Raw genomic sequence first — 18,641 nt, forward strand, 5'->3', positions numbered from 1 at the left:
AATAAAAAAGGCCGATCCGAAGATCGGCCAGTTTAGGAGGGAGAGATCAGGCGTCGATTACACTGTGCCGAACTTCAGCAGCTTGATGGCATCAAAATCATGCACGCCGCCGCCGACACGTTTTGTGGTGTAGAACAGCACGTAAGGCTTGGCGGAATATGGATCGCGGATCACGTTTACGCCTTGTCGGTCGACAATCAGATAGCCGCGTCGGAAATCACCAAAAGCAATCGGTGTGGAATCTGCCGCAATGTCCGGCATGTCTTCGGCTTCCACCAGATTGAAGCCCATAAAGTTGGCGTTGCCACCAGGCTGTGTGGCGGGTTGCCACATATAATTGCCATCCGCATCTTTCAACTTGCGCAGGGCAGCTTGGGTGGTGCGGTTCATCAACCAGCTCGCATTTTGGCGATAGCCAGCCTTCAATGTGTAGACCAGATCAATCAACACATCGCTTTCGTTGGCCGCAGGCAAATCGCCCGAAACGCCCGTCACATTGTAGCCGAGGTTTCCCCAGCTCCAGCCACTTTCAGCAACTTGTGGAGCCGACAAAAAGCCCGTGGGCTTTTTCACGCCGTCACCAATGATAAAGGCGGTCGTTTCTTGCTCAGCGAAAGCCGTTTCCACCTCGTCCGCGATCCAGCGCTCCACATCCACTGCTGCGTCGTCCAGAAAGCTCACCGTTGCAGCAGGCATCGCATAAAGTTCAGTGGTCGGAAACTCGATTTCAGCCAAAGTCTGGCTGTTGGTTTCTGGCCGCGCATCGCTCTCGCCCACCCAGCCAACTGCTGGCCCGGTAATAGAAACCGGCTTCTTGTAAACCGCTGAAGAGACTTGCCGCACGCTTGCAATGGCACGGATTGGCGAAATAGCCGTTAGGCGGCGTGTGATTTCGCTATCGGTCTCGTCCGGCACCAAATAACCGCCATCTGGGTTAGACCCAATGGAAAGCGATTTTTCTTCGCCCTTGCGTACATAGGCGGCAAAGGCATCTTTATATTCGCCATCAAGTTCCAGCGGCATATGCTTTTGCCCCAATGCTGGACGCAAATTTTTCGCAACCATGCGATCCATGGCCTGCTTCTGGCCATCCATTGCCGCATTCAAACGGTCGAGCTTTTGGTCAAGCAACACATCTTCGCGTTGCTTTTCCAGCGCGTTCAACCGCTGGTCATTCGTTGATTTGAACTCTTCAAATGCGCCCATAAATTCATCGAACATGGCGCCCACAGATCCATCATCTGCGCCGCCCGTATGGGCTTTGATTTCAAGTTCCGGGATGGAATTGTTCTTCATTGATCATCCTTTAGATATTGGAGGCAAAAAGTTGACTAGCCCGGCGCAATTGCCGCGCAAGTTTTGGAGGCTGGATGCGGGCACTGGCCAACATGGGAAAGGTCACGATTGAAATCTCCCAAAGGTCAACTTCCAGCAATCGACGTGGCTTTGCCGCTTGGGATCGTGCCGCTTTGATTGTGCGAAATCCGATGGAGAGACCGTCCAGACTGCCATGCTCAATCAGTGCGGCCAGCGCATCAGAGCGCGGTACCGTGGCGGTAAGTTCGCCACGTACTTTTAGGCCGATTTCGGTTTCGCGCACTTCCAGCCAGCGCCCAATGGGCTCTTTAGAGTCGTGCTGAAACAACATGCGAATTTGGCTGGCGGGTCGCTTTTTCAAGCTATTTGCAAATGCACCCGGCATCACCACATCGCCGCCCTGATCGATTTTGCCAAACAGGCTGGCATAGCCTTCAAATCGGCCATTGCCATCAATCAAAATGCTGGCGCTCAATGGCTCGCCACCTTGCGCAAGCGGGGCGATTGGCGACGCGATTTGATCACCATCAACGTTTGGGCAAACTGGCGGAAAATCTGTTGCGCCTCTTCGCCATGGATGCGCTGGCTACGCAATGAATTAAAAAATGTCTTTAAAAGATGCATGTTTAGCTCCCGTTTCTGAAAAGTCGATTCAGGGCTGCGATTTCCTGCACAAACATGTTGAACCGCCGGTGGGCATCAGCCAGTTGCCGCATGTTCCACACCAGCAATGTCGAGGCACCGCTTGCCCATAAAAAAAGCGCTAAATGCGCCAGATCACCACGTTCAATGATGGTTGTTGTGAGTTCACTCATTGTCCTCCCCTTCATGTTTTTGTGGGCGAAAGCCCATCAGTTCGCGCTTTTCCCGGTCGGTCAGCGCGTTCAGTCCGTCAATCTGTGTCCAGCGGGCCATACGCTCATTGGCAATGGCCTCGACCGAGTCGAAGTCCGGCATGATCTCAAATGGTTCTTGGAAGTGTTCGCTCAGCCAAGGCCCCAACGCCGCGCTCAGCCGCGTCAGCAAGGGGATAATGGTTTGCCGCCAGAAGGCCCGGTTGGCCTCGCGGTAATTGGCGTGGGTATTGTCACCAGGCAGGCACAGCATCATGGCTGGCACGCCGAATGCCGTCGCGATGTCACGCGCGGCGCTGTCTTTCGCGGCCAGAAAATCCATATCGCGGGGCGAATAGCCGATGGACTTCCAGTCCAGCCCGCCTTCCAGCACCATCGGGCGCCCTGCATTCGCTGCGCCCTGAAAGCCATCTGCCAACTCACTTTTGAGCCGCGCAAATTGCTCATCGCTCAAATTACCGTTCTGCGCGTTGTAAACCAGCGCCCCAGACGGCCGCGCCGCATTGTCCAGCAACGCCTTATGCCAATCGCAAGCCGTGTTGTGGGTTTCAATCGCCTGCATTGCCGCCGCGGCTGGCGGTAAGCCGCCATGATCACTTAGCGGATGCAGCTGCTTCACATGCAGCACGGTGCGCCCTTGCGAGCCCTCCAACTTAATCTTGCGCTTATGGCCGTCAACTTCATAGAGATAACCATCCACCCAGCCATCTTTACCGATTAGTGGGGTCACCCTATCGGGCCGCAACACGAAGATTTGTGCGTGATCGTCCACCCGCACCATCTCCACATAGGCGCTGCCTGCCAACAGCAGATAGGTGGTCAATTCTTCCACAAAGTCTGGCCAGCTTGTCTCGTCATTCGGACGCTTTAGCAATGCCAATGCAGGATGATCGGCCAGCTTCTTGCCGCGTTGGACCACTTCAAGTGGGACTCGCGACACGCTTTCTGCAATCAGGCGCACGGCGCGATGGGCAATCGGGTTGGCCATCATGCCGAGCTTGGCATGAGCGGCAAAATTTCTGCCTGACCATTTGGCCGATTGCTGCCGCATCAGCGTAATAAAGCCAGTGCCCTGTGCCTTTTGTTCCGGCGCAGCACTGTGCCCTCGGCCGCGCAAGCGGTCGAACCATAAAGCCATTGAGTGTCTCCGTTAGATTCTAAAAATTGCGAATGCGCGGGCGGGCGTCTGTGCCCAAAGCCAGCTCTGTGATGGCCCAAACCAAAGCATCCATCCGGTCGGGCGAACCCTGCCCCGCTTGGTCAGGCGCAAAGGCGCACATTTCATCTTCTAAATGCCGCAGATCGCCAACATGGCGCACCAGGCCGCGCTCATAAAGCATGGCGACAGGTTCCGCGCGGGCATATTTGCCCCGGTGCGCCCGTACTTGCTTGATCGGCAGGTTGGGCACCAATTGTTTGAGGTTCAGCCCCACCAAATCGCCACCCTGATTGGTTTCCGCCACCACCAGATCAGCATCGAACTGGTCAAAGGCGTGGATCACCTTTCGGGCCCATTGCAGCGCCGGTGCGGGCTGAAATGATAAATCGGCCAGTACATAGGTTATCTCGCCCAACTGCCCGGCCACCACAATGCCGCACTGATCAGAGTGCTTATGGCTTGTTACCGGCGGGTCGATGGCGATGACCACGCGATCAAATTGCGATGGGCTCTCTGCCCGCAGTTCGTCAAATTGTGCGTGTTGCCATAAAGCGCCTTCCGCCGCTTCCAGCACTTCGCCATCTAGTTCCTGCCGACCGAGCCGCGTCCCCGCATAGTGGGCCGTGACGGTCGAAAAGAAATTCGGGGCCAAATTGGCCGCATTGTCGCTGGTGCTGGTGCGGGTTACGACGCAATTCTTGTCCTGCATCAGCTTTTTCAGCGCCGGGAGGGGCCGCGGTGTCGTGGTCACCATTTGTTGTGGCGCATCTCCCAAACGTAGCGCGAATTGAAGCATGTCCCAACAGGTTTGCGGGTCAGGCCATTTGCAAAATTCATCGGACCAGGCTGCCGCAAATTGTGGCCCGCGCAAGGCGTCCGGATCGTGTGCCGAAAACAGTTTCGCCACCGCCCCGTTCTGCCATTCCAGCTCGCCGCGCGACTTATGAAAAGCGGGCCGCTGATTGGCGGGATGAATGGCCAGCAAGCCAGAAACGCCTTCAATCATCACGGCACGTGCATCGGCCATATCTTCGCCCACAAGCGCAATCGGGCTCGCCGCTTTTTGGTTGAGGCCCAGTGCTTTTTCGCGCACCCATTCGGCGCCGGCCCGGGTTTTGCCCGCGCCGCGCCCGCCCAGCATCAGCCAGGTCAGCCAGTTCCCTTTCGGCGCCAACTGGTCGGGCCGCGCCCAAAATCGCCAATCATGATAAAGCGCCTGCACTTCCGCATCGCTGAGTGCGGCAACAATATCCTTATTTTGCATTGTCGCGCAGGGCGTCGATCCGGGTCATAATGCGTCTGCGCATGGCGGCAACCTGGTCAGCACGAATGTGAGGTTCAGCCTCATTTGCACCTGGTTTCTCATTCGCTTTGTCGAACAGTTTGAGCAAGTTGGCGATGGCGGTGAGGTCGGTCGCCTTTACATGGGGCAAATCTGCTTCCAACGCATTCAGCTTCATGTCCAGCAGTGTGGCGAGGCGGGCCCGAAAATCCTGACCTTTAGGTCGGGACTTCTTTTGATTGCGCTTTAGCCAATTATGGCGACGCGCATAGGCATAAAGGGTTGCGGGGGACACATCATAAGAGGCACAAATCTCAACAACCCGCATATCGCTTGTTTCATAGGCCTCTTTGACCTCCCCCCATTCCGCTTCGCTCAATTTCAATGCAATTTCCCAATAAAAAACCCGCCTTTGCGGGGCGGGTGTAAAGTCTCATCAATTATAGTCGGCCGTATCAGCCTTCTTGGCCGCACTTCTTCGACCATATCTAGACACTACCAAATGAGCGTCACATAGTCAAGGACTATTTTCCTATTTGCTGCATTTTTTCTCATTTTAACCACGCAAAAGCTTTCGCAATAAAGGCCTTTCCGTCCTGTTCCACTGGTGTGCCATGGGCCATCAACACCCGTTCCGCGGGCCAAGATTGTATTTTCATGAGGGCCTGTCGTGCAGGTTCTTTCTTGGTGAATGCCAGCCGAAATTTGCGGGGCACTTGGGGTTGATCGTCGGTCATCAAATCAAGCTTCGCCACAATTCTGCGCCAACCGCGATAAAAATCAGGTGGCATTTGTTGTAGCAGATCCGTGAAAATCACCGTGCGGCTTTTGGCATGGTAAAACACCACTTCCTTGGTAATCGCATTTCCTTCCATCACCACTTGATCGATCTGCTCTGCCCATTCAGGGTTTGGTGTATCAGCCAACACGCCATCAAATCGGATATCTTTTCGCTTTGCCAACAGATCGGGCGCGGCATAAATCTTTGCGAGTGGATAAGCATGGTGCCAATCCTGCAAATATGTGTGATGCAGGCTGTTCGGCGCAACTAGATAGCGCACCTCCCCAATGCCGTTCACCGCTTCGCGCAACTCAGGTGTCAACTTAATGGGCGACCAAACGAAAAGGCTTTGATCCGTCAAGCGAATGATGATCATGCGCGTGGGGTAGTGAAATCCAGCCGCGGCCTTTATCTGGGGGCCATCGACGGTCCAAATTTCATCTCCAAATGATCTTAGCATGGTCGTCAGCTCCCCATATGGCTTTAAGTATATACGTTATAGACCGCTATCTGGTTCCTCAGTTGGGTCAAATTCTGGCCAACCAACAATGTGGTCTTCCCATTCATCTTCGGACACATGCTCTTCATTCACCGCTCGATCTTTCACTGAAATCCCTGCTTGGTGCACGGTTTCGCGGGTGCCAGAGATTAGCGGATGCCACCAAGCAAGCCCCTTGCCTTCCAGCAAACGGCGATAGGCGCATGTCACTGGCATCCATTTGATCTCACGCACATTTTGCGGTGTCAGCTTGATGCAATCGGGCACCAATTTCTGGCGCTCCATATATTGGGTGCAGCTGCAATCATTTGTGTTCATCAATTTGCAATGCACATCAGAGGTCACGATTTGCCCGGTGTCCTCATCTTCCAATTTGATCAAACAGCAGCGCGCACAGCCGTCACACAGGGCTTCCCACTCCTGGTTATTCATCTCGTCCAGGGTCTTTTCTTCCCAAAAATTCATTGTACTTCGCCTGTGTTTTTGCTCATAAATAGAACAACATATGTTATATGGGTGCTTAGCACTTTTATGTGCCTAAAGCAGCAATTTTACTAAGTGGTGAATCGGTGCAAGATCCGTTCTATACAAAGACCAAGCGCAAAAAAGCGTCGCAGTTCATTCGGTTTGACGCTTGGCTGGATTCATCTTTGTATGATTTTTTCCAATCGCTCGGTCGTGGCTACCAGACCTTTAGCGACATTATGGCCAAGTTTAAAGTCACCGGGTTTCGACGCTTGGTGGTTGAGCTGGTCTCGGATGGACTCTCCTTTTTCGCCATGGGCCTCGTCTTGATGACGGCATTGGCCCTACCGTCCTTTTACGCCACAGCCAGCGGTGAATTCAATCAGGCGGAAGACTATTCGGTTACCTTTTTAGATCGCTACGGCAATGAAATTGGGCGGCGGGGCATTAGAACTGACGACTCCGTGCCATTGGAAACCTTGCCCTCTTATTTGATCCAAGCTGCGCTCGCCACAGAAGATCGCCGCTTCTACGATCATTTCGGCATCGATCTGATGGGCATCACCCGGGCCATGATCACCAATGTGCGTGCAAATTCAGTTGTTGAGGGTGGTTCTTCGATCACGCAGCAATTGGCCAAAAACCTGTTTTTGAGCTCTGAGCGTACGTTTGAACGTAAGATCAAAGAGGCGTTTTTGGCGCTGTGGCTGGAAACCCACTACACCAAAGATCAAATCCTTAAGCTCTATTTTGACCGCGCCTATATGGGCGGCGGCAATTTTGGCGTCGCCGCGGCGTCCGAATATTATTTTGGCAAAAAGGTGCAAGATATTTCACTTGCCGAGGCGTCCATGCTGGCAGGTCTGTTTAAGGCACCCACCAAATATGCGCCACACGTCGATTTGGCCGCCGCACGCGGGCGCGCCAATGAAGTGCTGACCAATATGGTGCAGGCTGGTTTTTTGACCGAGGGACAAGTCACCGCTGCCCGCCGCGCCCCAGCTACACCAGTCGAACGCACAAATGAGATCAACTCCCCCAACTATTTCTTGGATTGGGCGTTTGAGGATGTGAAAAAGCTTGTTGCGAACGAGCGGAATTCAGTCAGTTTTATCGTGCGCACCACAGTTGATCCGGTTTTGCAAAGCCATGCGGAAGACAGTGTAAATTCAATCCTACGCGAAGAAGGTCAAGCCTATCGCGTAAGTGAAGGCGCCATGGTGGTGCTTGAACCAAACGGCGCGGTGCGGGCCATGGTTGGCGGCACAGATTACGGCAAAAGCCAGTTTAACCGTGCCACCAACCCTGAGCGTCAACCTGGCTCATCTTTCAAACCATTCGTTTATGCAACGGCCTTGGAATCTGGTCGCTTTTCGCCCGATACGGTTATCGCTGACGCGCCAATTTGCATTGGCGATTGGTGCCCACGAAATTATGGGCGGTCCTATTCCGGACGCGTCACGTTGAAAAACGCGCTGCGCCGTTCCATTAACACCGTGCCTGTGCGCTTGTCGCAATCCACGGGGCGCGGTCCGATCGCTGAGCTGGCGCATAAGATGGGTATCGAAAATGACTTTCCCGTCACGCGTTCGCTTCCTCTTGGCGTTATCTCCACCAGTGTGATTGATATGGCATCATCTTATGCAGTGTTTGCCAATGGTGGCTATCGCGCCAAAGCTTACGGTATTAGCCGTATCACCACATTACGCGGCGAAACGGTGTATGATGCGCGTGAATTGCCAGCGCCAGAGCGCGTGCTCAGCGAAAAGACAGTCATCGGCATGAATGAGATGTTGCGGTCTGTTGTGACCGCAGGTACAGGCCGTCGCGCAGAAGTGCCCGGCACACCAGCATCTGGTAAAACGGGCACGACGCAATCTTATCGGGATGCTTGGTTCTGCGGCTATACCGGCAACTATGTTGCAGCTGTTTGGTATGGCAATGACAATTATAGCCGCACCAACAATTTGACAGGCGGCCGTCTCCCTGCCCAAACATGGCAAAAATTTATGGCCTATGCCCATTCGAACGTTGATATTAAAGAACTGCCCGGCGCAGACTTTACCCGCATTGAAGATCCAGCTTTGGCGAATGGCGGTGTGGGTGAAGATGGAGAACCCGTGCTTCAGCGCCCACCATCGCTCACGCCACGTGCTGGTGAAAAACTTCGCGATCTTCAACGTCTGTTTAATCAGCTCCACACCTCAATCGAGGCCGATAATGACCCGGATAGTCAGCGCCATGCAGCAATTGACGTTGACAGGGGAGCTACCGACCTGTGAAGCAAATCTTTTATCCGTTTCTTTTGGTGATCACCGCCTTAGGCGTGGGATTCGGCCTCAGCTATTATAGCCTTGAAGAAGGGCGTGAACTGACTGCCACTCATTATGGCGTCTGGTCTGGTTGGCCAGAATTGGGCACAGCGCAAATTGATCCTTATGCCCGCGCGCATTTGGCGCGTGAAGGGATGTTGCCCTTAGGCAAGGGTGAAGGCGTGCGCTTCTCGGCCAGAAAGGATGCCACAGGCGCTAGGCTCACTGGCGAATGCAGCTATGTGTTATCCGGCGACATGCCCAACCATACACTTTGGACCGTGCAGGTGCGCGATCTTTCAACTCATCAAGTGTTTGGGCATGTTGAAAGCAGCCAAATGCAATTTGAAGCCGATGGCAGCCTTCAATTGTCGATCACGCCAAACGCACAACCCGGCAATTGGGTGAATACTGACGGGCTAGATCGGCTCGAGCTGTTGCTCACGCTTTATGACACAAATGCCTTCACAACTTTGGGGTCGGAAGAAATCGCCCTGCCCCAATTGAGATTGGAGGCTTGCTAATGGCGCGGATAGCTCTTTGGATTCTGGCAGGTTTAATCTTGGGTGGGATCATCCATCTCAGCGTTATTCTATTGGTACCCACCTTCGCGGAACGCGATGCTTGGTCCCGGTTGCAAGGCATAGCGCCCGACCAAGCTTTTGTTGCGCTAGACCATCAGGACAGCGAGTTAACGCGCGCTTTGCAATTGGACCCGGCGCTTAATTATGGCATTTGCCAATTTGATCTTGCCCGTGGCCCTGTTTTCATTGATGGCAAGCTGCCTCATAGCTTCTGGTCGATTGCCGTTGCTGCGCGGGACGGCCGCGTGATTTACTCCACCACCAGCCGCGCTGGCAGCGGCGACGAGATTAAGATCGGCGTCTTTAATCCCGCCCAATCTCGATTGCTTGCAGAAGAAGGGTTGGATATTGGTCAGGGCTTCTTGATCGTGAATGCACCAAGCAACCAACTCACGGCCATTGTTCGGCTTTGGCCCGAGCATGATGCATTGCGTGAACGATTTAATGATGCGTTGGAGCAGATCAGCTGCACTCGCGACACAACTATTTAAGAATTACCGCTTCCTCAGGCACGTCATAGTCCATATTCTCGTAACGAGATTTCAGCACAGACAATTCTTGGTGCGCCCGATAGGTTTGATCCGTAAACGGATCACAGAACTCACCCCGTTTGGCGCGATCAACAAACACCGCAAGACGATTAAGTGCCACGTTCGATAGGCCAGCCTCCTGATGAGGCGTTTCCACCAAAAGGCGGTTCAGCGCCACGTCATAGCTTTTATAACGATAATCCAGTGCGCGGGTGAACCATCCGATTACATTGGCATTTTCAATCTCTCGCGCCTTCACATGTTTGCGCACAGCATCATTGTTGGGGTACAGCCCTTCCAGCGCAACATTGCGGCGACGTTCAATTTCCATCACTTCGCAAATCGAAAGGAAGGTGCCTGGAATAGTTTTCAAATCCGTACGTGCATCCTCTGCGATGGTCACATAGCGCGTGTTGGTTGAGCGATATTCGTCCAACCGCAAATGATTGTAGTAACGATCGGTCGTGAAGCTCAGATCGGTTGGTTCTGTTATGCGTGTACGTTGGCGTTCCACTGCAGCATCAAACATCCAGTCGCTGGCATGTGGCGCAATGAGGAATCGCCATACGCGGTTGCGCATTAATTCTTCTTCGTCGGTCAGTATAAACCGAGAAACAGCCTCGCCGCGTTCGCTGGCTGCCATGGCACCCACCCGCGGTAAAATCTCATCATGAATAACACTATCGTCAGCGCGTCCGAAGTCGCCTACTGGTCGCGCGCACGCGCTCAGTGCAACAAGCGGCACCAACAAAGTCAGCAGCGCTGTGATTCTAGTGCGGCTTGCGCACTTTGGTTTTCCGGCGTTTCTTTTCACTTGCGCTGTTGGCTCGTTCATAACGTACACCCGGAAAAATCACGATATTTTCAGCGTCCATATTCATCTTATGGTTCCGCGAAATGCGGCGCTGTGGTTGAAAAAATAATACTTTCCCCATGGGGGGCCTCATCAAAAAATCTGTGTCTATGTCGTCATAAAGCTCTCGATACTCACAATCGGAAATGCGAACGTGTTAATCTTTGTGCAAAAATGATTAAGAAATCGTCAAGGTTAATAGTCTGCTAACGAATTAATGAAAAAAGTGGGGAAGTGATTTGTTTTGACCCACTTTGGTAAAATCAGGCAAGAAATGATCGGCTTTCAACCCTACGAAACGTTTAAATTGTTAATCGAGAATGGCGGCATCGAACGCGCGAACACCCTGCTGGTGGCCGCTTGCGACGCTTTTGCGCAACGCCCCAAACCCGATTATGCAGAGCTGCAGCAATTCGAAGCTTTAGCCGAACGACTATTTCCATCCGCCGAATCGGAAGCCCGCACCCGGGCTGCGTTGAAGCTGACAAACGCGCCGCACCTCTCGCCAAAGCTTAAACATTTGATCATGGAGAATATTGGCGAAGACGTAGATCAGTTCCTTGCCGAGGCCGAATATGTATCTGACGACATTTTGCTGTCGATCATTGATCGCAATGATGCGGATCAGATTGCAAAGATTGCGGCGCGGCCGAACCTCAGCAACAAATTGGTGGCAACTCTATTTCCGATCAACAGCCGCAAGGTCTATCGCGCCTTGGCTGCAAACCCCTCTATTGAGTTTAAGGGCCCATACCTCCGCGCCATTGCAAAGGCCGCGGGTATGGATCAAAAAGTGGCATGGTCCCTCGCCGCTCGGCCAGAGTTCGACAAAGCCTATTTGCTGCACGCCTTCTTTGATTTGAAAGAGGCTGACCGCATTAAAGTGTTGGCTGCATTTGAAGGGCGTCAAATCCCTAAAACACAAATGCACCGCACCTTTGAACATATCTCCGTGGCCACTAGCGAATTTACGCAAGCCATGATGAAATTGCTGTCCAAGAACCTCCGTCCAAAAGTCACACGCTTGTTGACGCAGGTGACCGGGCTAGATGAATTGAAATGTGGTGAGATTGCCCACGATGTGAGCGGTGCCGCATTGTTCGTGGTGTTGCGCGCTTTCGGGTGCAGCGCACAGGATGGACTTAAGGTGCTTATCCATGCGAGCTCGCGCGATCGCGATAACTCCAAAGACCTTAAGCAATATGCGCATTTGTTCCAGCACCTCAAGCCAGAAGCAATGGTGTTTATCTTGTCGCTATGGCGGGGCGATGTTGAGCTAAGCACTTTGGACAAACAAACAGAACATATGCCTGCAGGTCGCCAAAGCATTCGTACTTTGGTTGCTGCTTCTGCGGCTAAGCAGCGGGCGCAAAGTTCTGATGTGTTGGATCGTGCTGCAAATGCAGTCAGCAAGCTGCGCAAAGCACAGTAGCGTCAAGCCCCGACGATATTCAGTCCAATATCTGTATCGCGCGTTTCGAGACTGACCACCCAGAAATCCGGATCGAATTCTTGTTCCTGCTGAATGCGGGCATTCACATCTTGGTGGTTAGAATGGTCGAAACGCGCCTCAAACGCCCGCTCCTGCCCGTCAGAATCTAGCTGCATGGCAGGCACGTAGAGGCTGCTGCTCCCGTCGAGATGATCAATCTCAATCCAGATTTGTCCTGCAATCTCGTCGCCACGTTGGCGGATCACACACATATTGCCGCGTTGGGTGTGCAGGCGCACAAAGGCGGCCACCCAAAGATCGGCGCGTAAGCGTTTCATCTATTCGAAGCTGGCATTCGCCGCGAGCAACATGTCGTATAGCTCGGGTGTGATTTCGCCGGTCTCGCGGTAATTGTTGAACACTTCAAATTGGCGAATGGCGCGTTCAGTCTGTGCGCCTGGCACCCCGTCGATAGCGCCTTGCAAGAAACCAAGGGAATATAGCCCTTTTTGAATTTTGATCACATAATCGCGCGAGAACGATTGCGGTGCGCTCGCTGTAGAATCGTCAGCTGCGCTCATGGCGATCTGTGCCAAAGGATCTGCATTGCTAGTTTGCGCTGGCGCTGCCGTCTGGCCACTCCTTACGGTGTTTTCCAGCTTCGTTAGCAATTCTTCGCTCACCGCACCGGTTGATTCCAAACCATATTGAGCTTCGAACGCGCGAATGGCTGTCGCCGTTTTCGGACCGTAATAGCCGTCCACTTTCTCTTTGAATATCCCAAGCGTTGCCAAGTTCTTTTGAATGTGGAATGTCGTTGGGTTGCCAGTCACTTCAGCAGGAATCGCTGTTTGCGGCGCACTTGATGTGGAAATCGAACTTGTTGGTGCATTGTCGGTTGCAGGAACTGGTTGTGTCTGCACTGAGCGCTGAACAGGCGCAGGTGGCACGGTTGCCGGTGGTGTCGCAGTGTCAGCAGTGCGGGATTGCGATTGCGTTTCGGTCTGTCCCCAAAACGGCGCAGGATGAATGTTTTGCTGGCCATAAAGGGCATTCCAGCCGGCAACACCAATGCCAACCGTAAGCAAAATTGTGCAAATTGTATTTGTTGGATGCGCGCGCACAAAGGTCCAAGCGCCATTCAAAATCTGCATGGTGATCCCTTGAATATCTCGTTCGTCTCCTGAATGTCCAACGCTATATGCACTCATATCCCCGGTCCCCTTAGCTTACTTTTGCGGCTTTTTTCTGTTCATCATCTTTGGCAGCCCGTTCTGCCTCAATTTTGAACTGCAAGTCGCTGAGTTCTTCCACATTGCTGCCCACGATATCGACTGACTTGTCGCCATCCAACGGCAGCAAAACGATCATGGTCGTGCCCTTGTTAAGGGTTGATTTGATCTTAAATTCTCCACCATGCAAAGCGGTTAAGCCCTGCACGATTGATAGGCCTAAGCCCGTCCCCTCATATTCCCGCGCCAATCCATTGTTGGCTTGGAAGAATGGTTCACCAATCCGTTCGATATCGGCTTGGGCAATCCCAATGCCTTGATCCACAACGCTAAACTCAATGCGTGTTCCTTTTGGACGCATACGTAGCGTCACTGTTGCCCCTTCTGGGCTGAACTTGATCGCGTTCGTCAACAGATTGATCAAAATCTGGCGGCATGCCCGCTCATCTGCAACCATCGTCGGCAGCATTGCACCCTTTTCGGCGGCCAGTGTAATGTTCTTCGCCTGTGCCGCGCCCGCGACAATAGCAAAGCATGGCTCGATCAATGATGCGGGTTCCAGTGAGCTGGCTTGCAGTTCAAACTTGCCCGCCTCTAGCTTAGACATGTCCAGCAGCATGTTCACCGTATCCAGCAAGTGCGTACCGCTCTGGCGGATCAAAGACACATATTCCTGATGGTCCTTTGTCAGCTCGCCGCCAATATCGTTCAGCATCATGTCGGAGAATCCAACCACAGCGTTCAATGGCGTGCGCAATTCATGTCCAATCGTGGCTAAGAAGCGTGATTTAGATTGGTTTGCTTGCTCCGCCGCTTGGTGCGCTTTTTGGGTGATCACTTCTTGATCTTTACGCTGCGTGATGTCGCGAAGGATCGCAATCACTTCGTGTCCACCGGATTCTGGGTCGGTTTCCTGTACGGGAGACAAGGACGCTTCAACCCAGATAAAGCTATATTGGTCGTTGCGCACGCATTGCATCCGCATTTCAACGGAACGCGGCACACCCCGCATACGCGCTTCATCCAGCGCCTTCAGATAGATTGGACGATCAAGAATATGGATACGTTCAACAAATCCATTGCCCGCCAATTCATAACGCTTGCAGCCAAAAAAGCTCTCCGCTGTGTGGGAAAGATAGGCCAAGTCGCCATTTACGGAATAACGTGCCACCGCATCCTGCACACTTTCAATAAGGTGCTTGAATGCGCGCATTTGCGCTTTCGAATGGGTGTAATAGGCCTGACGCAACTGAGCCAGAGACACAGCAACAAAACTAAGCGGGATCAACACATAGAAGATTGAAAGATCAATCATCGCTGCCGCTGTGGGTACGAAATTAGATTGCGCCAACATCATTGTGGCCTGAACAATTGCGCCACCAGCTGCAATCGCGAAAACAGTTTTGCTGGATTTCGTGTCGCCGAGCAAATAGCCGTAGAGCGCTGAGATCGCGCCGATGGTTAGGCCAATCACACCGGATTGTACATTTATCAGGGTGACGCATACGCCCATGCCCGTCAGCGCCAAGAGTTGCAGAACAAGCGCCCAGCGTAGATTGCCCGAGCGCGCCAACTGCCAGGACAGCACAGAACCGATTGCCATTGGAATTGTATGCAACACCAGTTGCGCATCGCCGCGCAACGCCAGCAAAGCCGCAAACGGCATTGCAAGCGCAGCCAGCGCCAATCCAAGAACCGCATTGGTTTGGATAACCCGCTGCCGCAACTCGTCGACACTGCCGTGAACTGCCCCGTTTCGGGGTGACCGATACGCCTCTTGTATCATGGTCAAGGGATTACGCATTACATTTCCGCTTGATGCCAATTATTGTTGGCCCCACCATGACCTTAAGAATCTAAAAGGGTCTTAAACCGCACAGTCCTCCAGCATCAAATTAACGGTGATAGAGACACTTTTATCTAGTGTGGTAAACAAAGTGTTTTGCTTGAAGTCTGCGGGTGTATCAAATCAAAAAACGCTTTAACTATTCATTCTCAATTGATGCACTTGACCGATCTATGAGAACATCTTCGTCCGCAACGTGAAGCGCAAATTTCTTGCCGAGATGCTTGATAGTTTTGTCATAAAAAATCTTTCAAGGCTAAAACCCTGTCCGGATTATTTTTAATAATTTGAATCAGTGACTTCTTATTAAAATCGCATCGAATTGAGTTTCGGTAGATCCTGCTAACCTTGGTTAGATCCACATCTCGAGGATCCACGAAATACCAATTTTCAACATTCTGAACCAGGTAACGATCAGGGAAAAGGTTCGTGATTGCAAAATGAAGATAGATCTTGTCTGCGGGTGTTAGTGTTGTCGAGCTCGATATTCTGCCCTCTGCTGAATTCTTTGCCCTAACTGCCGCGTCAACATCACCTTGTCGCAACTCCAGTTCGACAAGCAATGCGTGCCACATTAGATAATGACTATTCGGTTCGCTTTCGAGGTATGCTTTGACTATCTCCCGCGATTTGGTGATATCACCACAGCGCAAAAGCTTCACTGCCTTGTTATAGGCGAGATTCCTTTTCAAATTGGATAAAATCTTCATATTCACTCTGGATGCAGGTTGAACACCTCGCCCCCCGTTTAATGTTACCTATATTAAACTCCAAATGGCGTCTCAGTTCGGCTTCTTGCACTTATCTGCGGCGCACGAGAAATCGACCTTCAGGATTTGCATCCTCACTTAATGGGTAGTTTTCATAAAACAATGACATGTGTGAACTTTTGATTTGTTTCAAAAGCTTTTCAGAGATCATGTTTTCGAGATTTATCCCTTCCCCAAATGAACAGATCCAAACCTCCCCCTCGGCCAGTCGTCTTTCTGAAAGATCACTTAGGTTATGATTAGATTGTATTTCGCCAAAAACTTTGGGCAGGTATCGCATCAACTGGTCACGCGACGAAAAAACCTTATCTGATGTTGAGGCGTAAAATTGCCTGTGAGTTTGCTCATCCCGCAATGGAAGAATTTTGTGAAACTTTAGCTGTAAAATGCTGCTCGTAGCAAATTCAGGTATCTTAAAAGTACTGCTCCAAAATCGCGAACTGACGCGAATATCCATAAATTATCCTAGGCTCGTTTCTGCTCAGGCAAAAAATATTTTGTCGAGAGCAATTACACTCGCACAACGAGCAGTTTGTGTGAAAATCAATTTTGATTAAAATTTTATCGAAATTCTGCATTTGGGTTTTACAGCTGTTCGCTAGGTTGGCTTCAATGAGTTTTTAAGTCGGGACGAACAAGGGGGCCAAAATGTTTATTTTACGCAGTGCATTCTGGCTGTTGATCGGATTTTTGGTGATCAAACCCTTCGCGTTTGAACCTGAGCAAGCGACAAAAGCACTGGCAAATGCCGCCGTGCATGGCGCTTCTGAGTTTGTGGTTCAAAATGCTGATCAGATCGACTGTACCGATATTGGTTGCAACAGCGTTAAAACACTTGTTGTTGCCAGTGCTATGGCCTCCAAGCCGGTTACACTTCCTGCTTTAAATGATGGGATGGCAACAATTCCCGTGCCGCCACCACGTCCCGATTGGGCAGGTTAACTAAAACGAGACCGCATCACTTCCCCGATGCTACTCCAAAATGCGGTCTTATTCTGAGCCGTGCACCTTCCCCGGGTGCCACGGCTCTTTTTTTGTCGCACCGGGTAGTCATATCAAATTGATTTGGTTATCAAATGGGCAAAGGAGTGCGCCATGACATTTGACGACATTAAAGAAAGCCTTGAGTTTTTAGACGATTGGGAAGATCGCTATAAATATGTCATCGAATTGGGCCAGTCCCTCCCCGGCCTGCCGGAAGATGAATATAATGCCGCCAACAAGGTTGAAGGTTGTGTCTCTCAAGTGTGGCTAGTGCCTGCGTTTGATGAGGAAAATGGCAAGCAGGTCCTGCAGCTAAAAGGCGACAGTGATGCGATGATCGTTAAGGGGCTGGTGGCCATTGTGATTGCCTATTTCTCTGGTCACACAAAGGAAGAAGTGGCGCAGCTTGACGCTGAACGCGATTTTGCTGCCATCGGCTTGCAGGAACATTTGACCACTCAACGCGCCAACGGCCTAAAGGCCATGATCAAGCGTGTAGAATCGGTTGCAGCAGCGGATTAAACCGCTGCCACTTCGCTTTTTCTATCGGCTACCATTGCGACGCAGATGATTGGGCGTTGCCAGTTCACCGATGCCCCAAATGGCACCCAATTGATCCAATCCAATTTTTGCCACCAACTTTGCGCTACGGCGCGGCCAATTTCGGCTGGCCTCAACGTCCTGCAACCCTTTGCCGAAACCACAAAGATCAACCAAAGCATTGATGCAATCAGGAGGCAGTTGGTCATAGAGCTGCGATAGCTCCTTTCGGGCATCGGCCGCCATATCGCTGATGTCGGCCTGCCCGCTCCCTCTGGATTGCCCCAAAGTTTGGCTCAGTTGCTGGTAGTCGCGCGTGATTTGCGGTGTCAGCATGGCACGCTCAATCAGCCGTTCGAGGCGGCTGGCCGTGAGAATATGATCTTGCGTCAGCAAACCACCCTGTTTGCCACCTGATTTGCAAAGGCGGTTAAGCTGGCCGTTGCCGATAATCGGCAGCTGTTTTCCGCTACGCTTTGCATTGGAGACAATGGGTGCAGTTTGATTTGGATCTGCCAACCAAAGCTTTTGTCGCCGCATCCAATGCGGTGCCTCTGTTGTGGTCGCCAATGCACCGTTTTGGATGCATAAAACGCCTTGGCTTTTCAACGCTTTGACCACATGCTCTTCTAATGAGGCTTTCTCTTGTCCAACTACAACGCGCATCAATTGCCCGCACTGTTCAACGGCACCTCCCTTATGCAACAGGCGCACAAACCTTAATTGTCGCTTGATCTGCTGCATCAGGCCTGCTCCGCAAAGTCGTTTAGGTCAATCATGGCCAATAGGACCGTTTTTTCGAAGCAATCGATAACGCGATCGAACGGCGGGCGCTCTCGCATTTCTTCGATTCTCGCACATGCGTGCGCTACCGTTCGGCGATCTCGGCCAAATAAATCGCCTGTATAGGTGAGTGAGCGCCTCAAAATCACATTGATGAGGTACATCGCAGTCTGTCGGGCGAGACATATATTGCCATCGCCACGGGCTTTGCTCAGCAGCTCAGCTGAATTTACTTGTCGCGCGCACGCGACAAGGTTGAGTACAAATTGGGCTTCCAAATCATCAGCTAGGAGCCTGGTGGAAACGGGACTCAAGTCAGTTTCGACTTGATATGTGTGTTTGTAAATTTGATAAAAATGCATGGTCTTTCCCCGTTATAGGTATATATTCCTATAACCCGACTTGGAAGGACCGGGGA

General features: G+C 51.9%; 23 protein-coding genes. 7 read left to right on the top strand and 16 right to left on the bottom strand.

What is annotated here, in order from left to right; translation table 11 throughout:
- Positions 1-57: 57 nt before the first annotated feature.
- A complete protein-coding gene (locus ACP15Y_RS04520) occupies positions 58-1,296 on the bottom strand; it encodes a phage major capsid protein (protein ID WP_424981800.1) in 1,239 nt (412 codons plus the stop codon).
- A gap of 10 nt (positions 1,297-1,306) precedes the next feature.
- Positions 1,307-1,792 (bottom strand): HK97 family phage prohead protease, encoded by a 486-nt coding sequence (locus tag ACP15Y_RS04525; RefSeq protein ID WP_246028673.1) that lies wholly within the window; start codon positions 1,790-1,792, stop codon positions 1,307-1,309.
- On the opposite strand from ACP15Y_RS04525, the gene ACP15Y_RS04530 reads away from it, so the two are divergent.
- The gene (locus ACP15Y_RS04530; RefSeq protein WP_424981801.1) at positions 1,792-1,914 is read left to right on the top strand and encodes a hypothetical protein; all 123 of its coding nucleotides are present in this window, start codon (positions 1,792-1,794) and stop codon (positions 1,912-1,914) included. The genes ACP15Y_RS04525 and ACP15Y_RS04530 overlap by 1 nt on opposite strands.
- Positions 1,915-1,943: 29 nt before the next feature.
- Here the strand turns inward: ACP15Y_RS04530 and ACP15Y_RS04535 are convergent, their stop codons facing one another.
- From ACP15Y_RS04535 to ACP15Y_RS04560, 6 genes are all read right to left on the bottom strand, one after another.
- Positions 1,944-2,132 (bottom strand): hypothetical protein, encoded by a 189-nt coding sequence (locus ACP15Y_RS04535; RefSeq protein WP_424981802.1) that lies wholly within the window; start codon positions 2,130-2,132, stop codon positions 1,944-1,946.
- Entirely contained in the window at positions 2,125-3,309 is a 1,185-nt protein-coding gene (locus ACP15Y_RS04540) for a phage portal protein (protein WP_424981803.1), read from the bottom strand. The genes ACP15Y_RS04535 and ACP15Y_RS04540 overlap by 8 nt, the downstream gene beginning before the upstream one ends.
- 19 nt (positions 3,310-3,328) lie before the next feature.
- On the bottom strand, positions 3,329-4,594 hold the full coding sequence (locus ACP15Y_RS04545) for a DNA-packaging protein (RefSeq protein ID WP_424981804.1): 1,266 nt from the start codon (positions 4,592-4,594) through the stop codon (positions 3,329-3,331).
- Complete coding sequence (locus tag ACP15Y_RS04550) at positions 4,584-4,997, bottom strand: hypothetical protein (RefSeq protein WP_424981805.1); 414 nt, start codon at positions 4,995-4,997, stop codon at positions 4,584-4,586. The genes ACP15Y_RS04545 and ACP15Y_RS04550 overlap by 11 nt, the downstream gene beginning before the upstream one ends.
- A 166-nt stretch (positions 4,998-5,163) precedes the next feature.
- Complete coding sequence (locus ACP15Y_RS04555; RefSeq protein ID WP_424981806.1) at positions 5,164-5,853, bottom strand: DUF4336 domain-containing protein; 690 nt, start codon at positions 5,851-5,853, stop codon at positions 5,164-5,166.
- A gap of 36 nt (positions 5,854-5,889) precedes the next feature.
- On the bottom strand, positions 5,890-6,357 hold the full coding sequence (locus ACP15Y_RS04560; RefSeq protein ID WP_424981807.1) for a YcgN family cysteine cluster protein: 468 nt from the start codon (positions 6,355-6,357) through the stop codon (positions 5,890-5,892).
- Positions 6,358-6,425: 68 nt separating this feature from the next.
- Here ACP15Y_RS04560 and ACP15Y_RS04565 point away from each other — a divergent pair, with 68 nt between their 5' ends.
- Genes ACP15Y_RS04565 through ACP15Y_RS04575 form a run of 3 tightly spaced genes read left to right on the top strand, consistent with a single transcriptional unit; the run spans position 6,426 to position 9,744 of the window.
- Positions 6,426-8,639 carry a transglycosylase domain-containing protein gene (locus ACP15Y_RS04565; RefSeq protein ID WP_424981808.1) on the top strand — a complete coding sequence of 738 codons (2,214 nt, stop codon included), beginning with the start codon at positions 6,426-6,428 and terminating at the stop codon, positions 8,637-8,639.
- Positions 8,636-9,193 (top strand): DUF1214 domain-containing protein, encoded by a 558-nt coding sequence (locus ACP15Y_RS04570; protein ID WP_424981809.1) that lies wholly within the window; start codon positions 8,636-8,638, stop codon positions 9,191-9,193. The genes ACP15Y_RS04565 and ACP15Y_RS04570 overlap by 4 nt, the downstream gene beginning before the upstream one ends.
- Complete coding sequence (locus tag ACP15Y_RS04575; RefSeq protein WP_424981810.1) at positions 9,193-9,744, top strand: DUF1254 domain-containing protein; 552 nt, start codon at positions 9,193-9,195, stop codon at positions 9,742-9,744. Before ACP15Y_RS04570 ends, ACP15Y_RS04575 begins: the two co-directional genes overlap by 1 nt.
- Here the strand turns inward: ACP15Y_RS04575 and ACP15Y_RS04580 are convergent.
- Complete coding sequence (locus tag ACP15Y_RS04580) at positions 9,737-10,618, bottom strand: hypothetical protein (RefSeq protein ID WP_424981812.1); 882 nt, start codon at positions 10,616-10,618, stop codon at positions 9,737-9,739. The genes ACP15Y_RS04575 and ACP15Y_RS04580 overlap by 8 nt on opposite strands.
- Before the next feature lie 292 nt (positions 10,619-10,910).
- Here ACP15Y_RS04580 and ACP15Y_RS04585 point away from each other — a divergent pair, with 292 nt between their 5' ends.
- A complete protein-coding gene (locus ACP15Y_RS04585) occupies positions 10,911-12,068 on the top strand; it encodes a DUF2336 domain-containing protein (protein ID WP_424981813.1) in 1,158 nt (385 codons plus the stop codon).
- A gap of 2 nt (positions 12,069-12,070) precedes the next feature.
- Here ACP15Y_RS04585 and ACP15Y_RS04590 read toward each other — a convergent pair whose 3' ends face one another.
- The 5 genes from ACP15Y_RS04590 to ACP15Y_RS04610 all read right to left on the bottom strand — a co-directional run bounded on the left by ACP15Y_RS04590 (position 12,071) and on the right by ACP15Y_RS04610 (position 16,373).
- Entirely contained in the window at positions 12,071-12,406 is a 336-nt protein-coding gene (locus ACP15Y_RS04590; protein ID WP_424981814.1) for a DUF1491 family protein, read from the bottom strand.
- On the bottom strand, positions 12,407-13,279 hold the full coding sequence (locus ACP15Y_RS04595) for a peptidoglycan-binding domain-containing protein (protein WP_424981815.1): 873 nt from the start codon (positions 13,277-13,279) through the stop codon (positions 12,407-12,409).
- Between the two features lie 13 nt (positions 13,280-13,292).
- Positions 13,293-15,104, bottom strand: a complete 1,812-nt coding sequence (locus ACP15Y_RS04600) for a PAS domain-containing sensor histidine kinase (protein ID WP_424981816.1) — start codon at positions 15,102-15,104, stop codon at positions 13,293-13,295.
- Positions 15,105-15,382: 278 nt separating this feature from the next.
- Entirely contained in the window at positions 15,383-15,856 is a 474-nt protein-coding gene (locus ACP15Y_RS04605) for a hypothetical protein (RefSeq protein ID WP_424981817.1), read from the bottom strand.
- A 91-nt stretch (positions 15,857-15,947) separates the two neighbouring features.
- Positions 15,948-16,373, bottom strand: coding sequence for a hypothetical protein (locus tag ACP15Y_RS04610; RefSeq protein WP_424981818.1), 426 nt, complete (start codon positions 16,371-16,373; stop codon positions 15,948-15,950).
- 191 nt (positions 16,374-16,564) lie between these two features.
- Between ACP15Y_RS04610 and ACP15Y_RS04615 the strand changes: the two genes are divergently transcribed.
- Together ACP15Y_RS04615 and ACP15Y_RS04620 are read left to right on the top strand one after the other, a co-directional pair.
- The gene (locus ACP15Y_RS04615) at positions 16,565-16,858 is read left to right on the top strand and encodes a hypothetical protein (protein WP_424981819.1); all 294 of its coding nucleotides are present in this window, start codon (positions 16,565-16,567) and stop codon (positions 16,856-16,858) included.
- A 153-nt stretch (positions 16,859-17,011) separates the two neighbouring features.
- Complete coding sequence (locus tag ACP15Y_RS04620) at positions 17,012-17,422, top strand: SufE family protein (RefSeq protein WP_424981820.1); 411 nt, start codon at positions 17,012-17,014, stop codon at positions 17,420-17,422.
- Positions 17,423-17,443: 21 nt separating this feature from the next.
- Here the strand turns inward: ACP15Y_RS04620 and ACP15Y_RS04625 are convergent, their stop codons facing one another.
- Positions 17,444-18,184, bottom strand: a complete 741-nt coding sequence (locus ACP15Y_RS04625; RefSeq protein WP_424981821.1) for a DUF6456 domain-containing protein — start codon at positions 18,182-18,184, stop codon at positions 17,444-17,446.
- The gene (locus ACP15Y_RS04630) at positions 18,184-18,585 is read right to left on the bottom strand and encodes a helix-turn-helix domain-containing protein (RefSeq protein WP_424981822.1); all 402 of its coding nucleotides are present in this window, start codon (positions 18,583-18,585) and stop codon (positions 18,184-18,186) included. The genes ACP15Y_RS04625 and ACP15Y_RS04630 overlap by 1 nt, the downstream gene beginning before the upstream one ends.
- Positions 18,586-18,641 lie beyond the last annotated feature (56 nt).

This window comes from Maritalea sp. S77 (genome assembly GCF_049801075.1).
Taxonomy (GTDB): Bacteria; Pseudomonadota; Alphaproteobacteria; order Rhizobiales; family Devosiaceae; genus Maritalea.

Bases quoted from the DNA above. Each gene is read 5' to 3' on its own strand.
- ACP15Y_RS04625 (WP_424981821.1), bottom strand. From the start codon at position 18,184: ATGCAGCAGATCAAGCGACAATTAAGGTTTGTGCGCCTGTTGCATAAG.
- ACP15Y_RS04600 (WP_424981816.1), bottom strand. From the start codon at position 15,104: ATGCGTAATCCCTTGACCATGATACAAGAGGCGTATCGGTCACCCCGA.
- ACP15Y_RS04535 (WP_424981802.1), bottom strand. From the start codon at position 2,132: ATGAGTGAACTCACAACAACCATCATTGAACGTGGTGATCTGGCGCAT.
- ACP15Y_RS04610 (WP_424981818.1), bottom strand. From the start codon at position 16,373: ATGGATATTCGCGTCAGTTCGCGATTTTGGAGCAGTACTTTTAAGATA.
- ACP15Y_RS04560 (WP_424981807.1), bottom strand. From the start codon at position 6,357: ATGAATTTTTGGGAAGAAAAGACCCTGGACGAGATGAATAACCAGGAG.
- ACP15Y_RS04620 (WP_424981820.1), top strand. From the start codon at position 17,012: ATGACATTTGACGACATTAAAGAAAGCCTTGAGTTTTTAGACGATTGG.
- ACP15Y_RS04555 (WP_424981806.1), bottom strand. From the start codon at position 5,853: ATGCTAAGATCATTTGGAGATGAAATTTGGACCGTCGATGGCCCCCAG.
- ACP15Y_RS04530 (WP_424981801.1), top strand. From the start codon at position 1,792: ATGGCTCGCCACCTTGCGCAAGCGGGGCGATTGGCGACGCGATTTGAT.
- ACP15Y_RS04540 (WP_424981803.1), bottom strand. From the start codon at position 3,309: ATGGCTTTATGGTTCGACCGCTTGCGCGGCCGAGGGCACAGTGCTGCG.
- ACP15Y_RS04615 (WP_424981819.1), top strand. From the start codon at position 16,565: ATGTTTATTTTACGCAGTGCATTCTGGCTGTTGATCGGATTTTTGGTG.
- ACP15Y_RS04585 (WP_424981813.1), top strand. From the start codon at position 10,911: ATGATCGGCTTTCAACCCTACGAAACGTTTAAATTGTTAATCGAGAAT.
- ACP15Y_RS04575 (WP_424981810.1), top strand. From the start codon at position 9,193: ATGGCGCGGATAGCTCTTTGGATTCTGGCAGGTTTAATCTTGGGTGGG.
- ACP15Y_RS04595 (WP_424981815.1), bottom strand. From the start codon at position 13,279: ATGAGTGCATATAGCGTTGGACATTCAGGAGACGAACGAGATATTCAA.
- ACP15Y_RS04605 (WP_424981817.1), bottom strand. From the start codon at position 15,856: ATGAAGATTTTATCCAATTTGAAAAGGAATCTCGCCTATAACAAGGCA.
- ACP15Y_RS04580 (WP_424981812.1), bottom strand. From the start codon at position 10,618: ATGAACGAGCCAACAGCGCAAGTGAAAAGAAACGCCGGAAAACCAAAG.
- ACP15Y_RS04630 (WP_424981822.1), bottom strand. From the start codon at position 18,585: ATGCATTTTTATCAAATTTACAAACACACATATCAAGTCGAAACTGAC.
- ACP15Y_RS04520 (WP_424981800.1), bottom strand. From the start codon at position 1,296: ATGAAGAACAATTCCATCCCGGAACTTGAAATCAAAGCCCATACGGGC.
- ACP15Y_RS04545 (WP_424981804.1), bottom strand. From the start codon at position 4,594: ATGCAAAATAAGGATATTGTTGCCGCACTCAGCGATGCGGAAGTGCAG.
- ACP15Y_RS04590 (WP_424981814.1), bottom strand. From the start codon at position 12,406: ATGAAACGCTTACGCGCCGATCTTTGGGTGGCCGCCTTTGTGCGCCTG.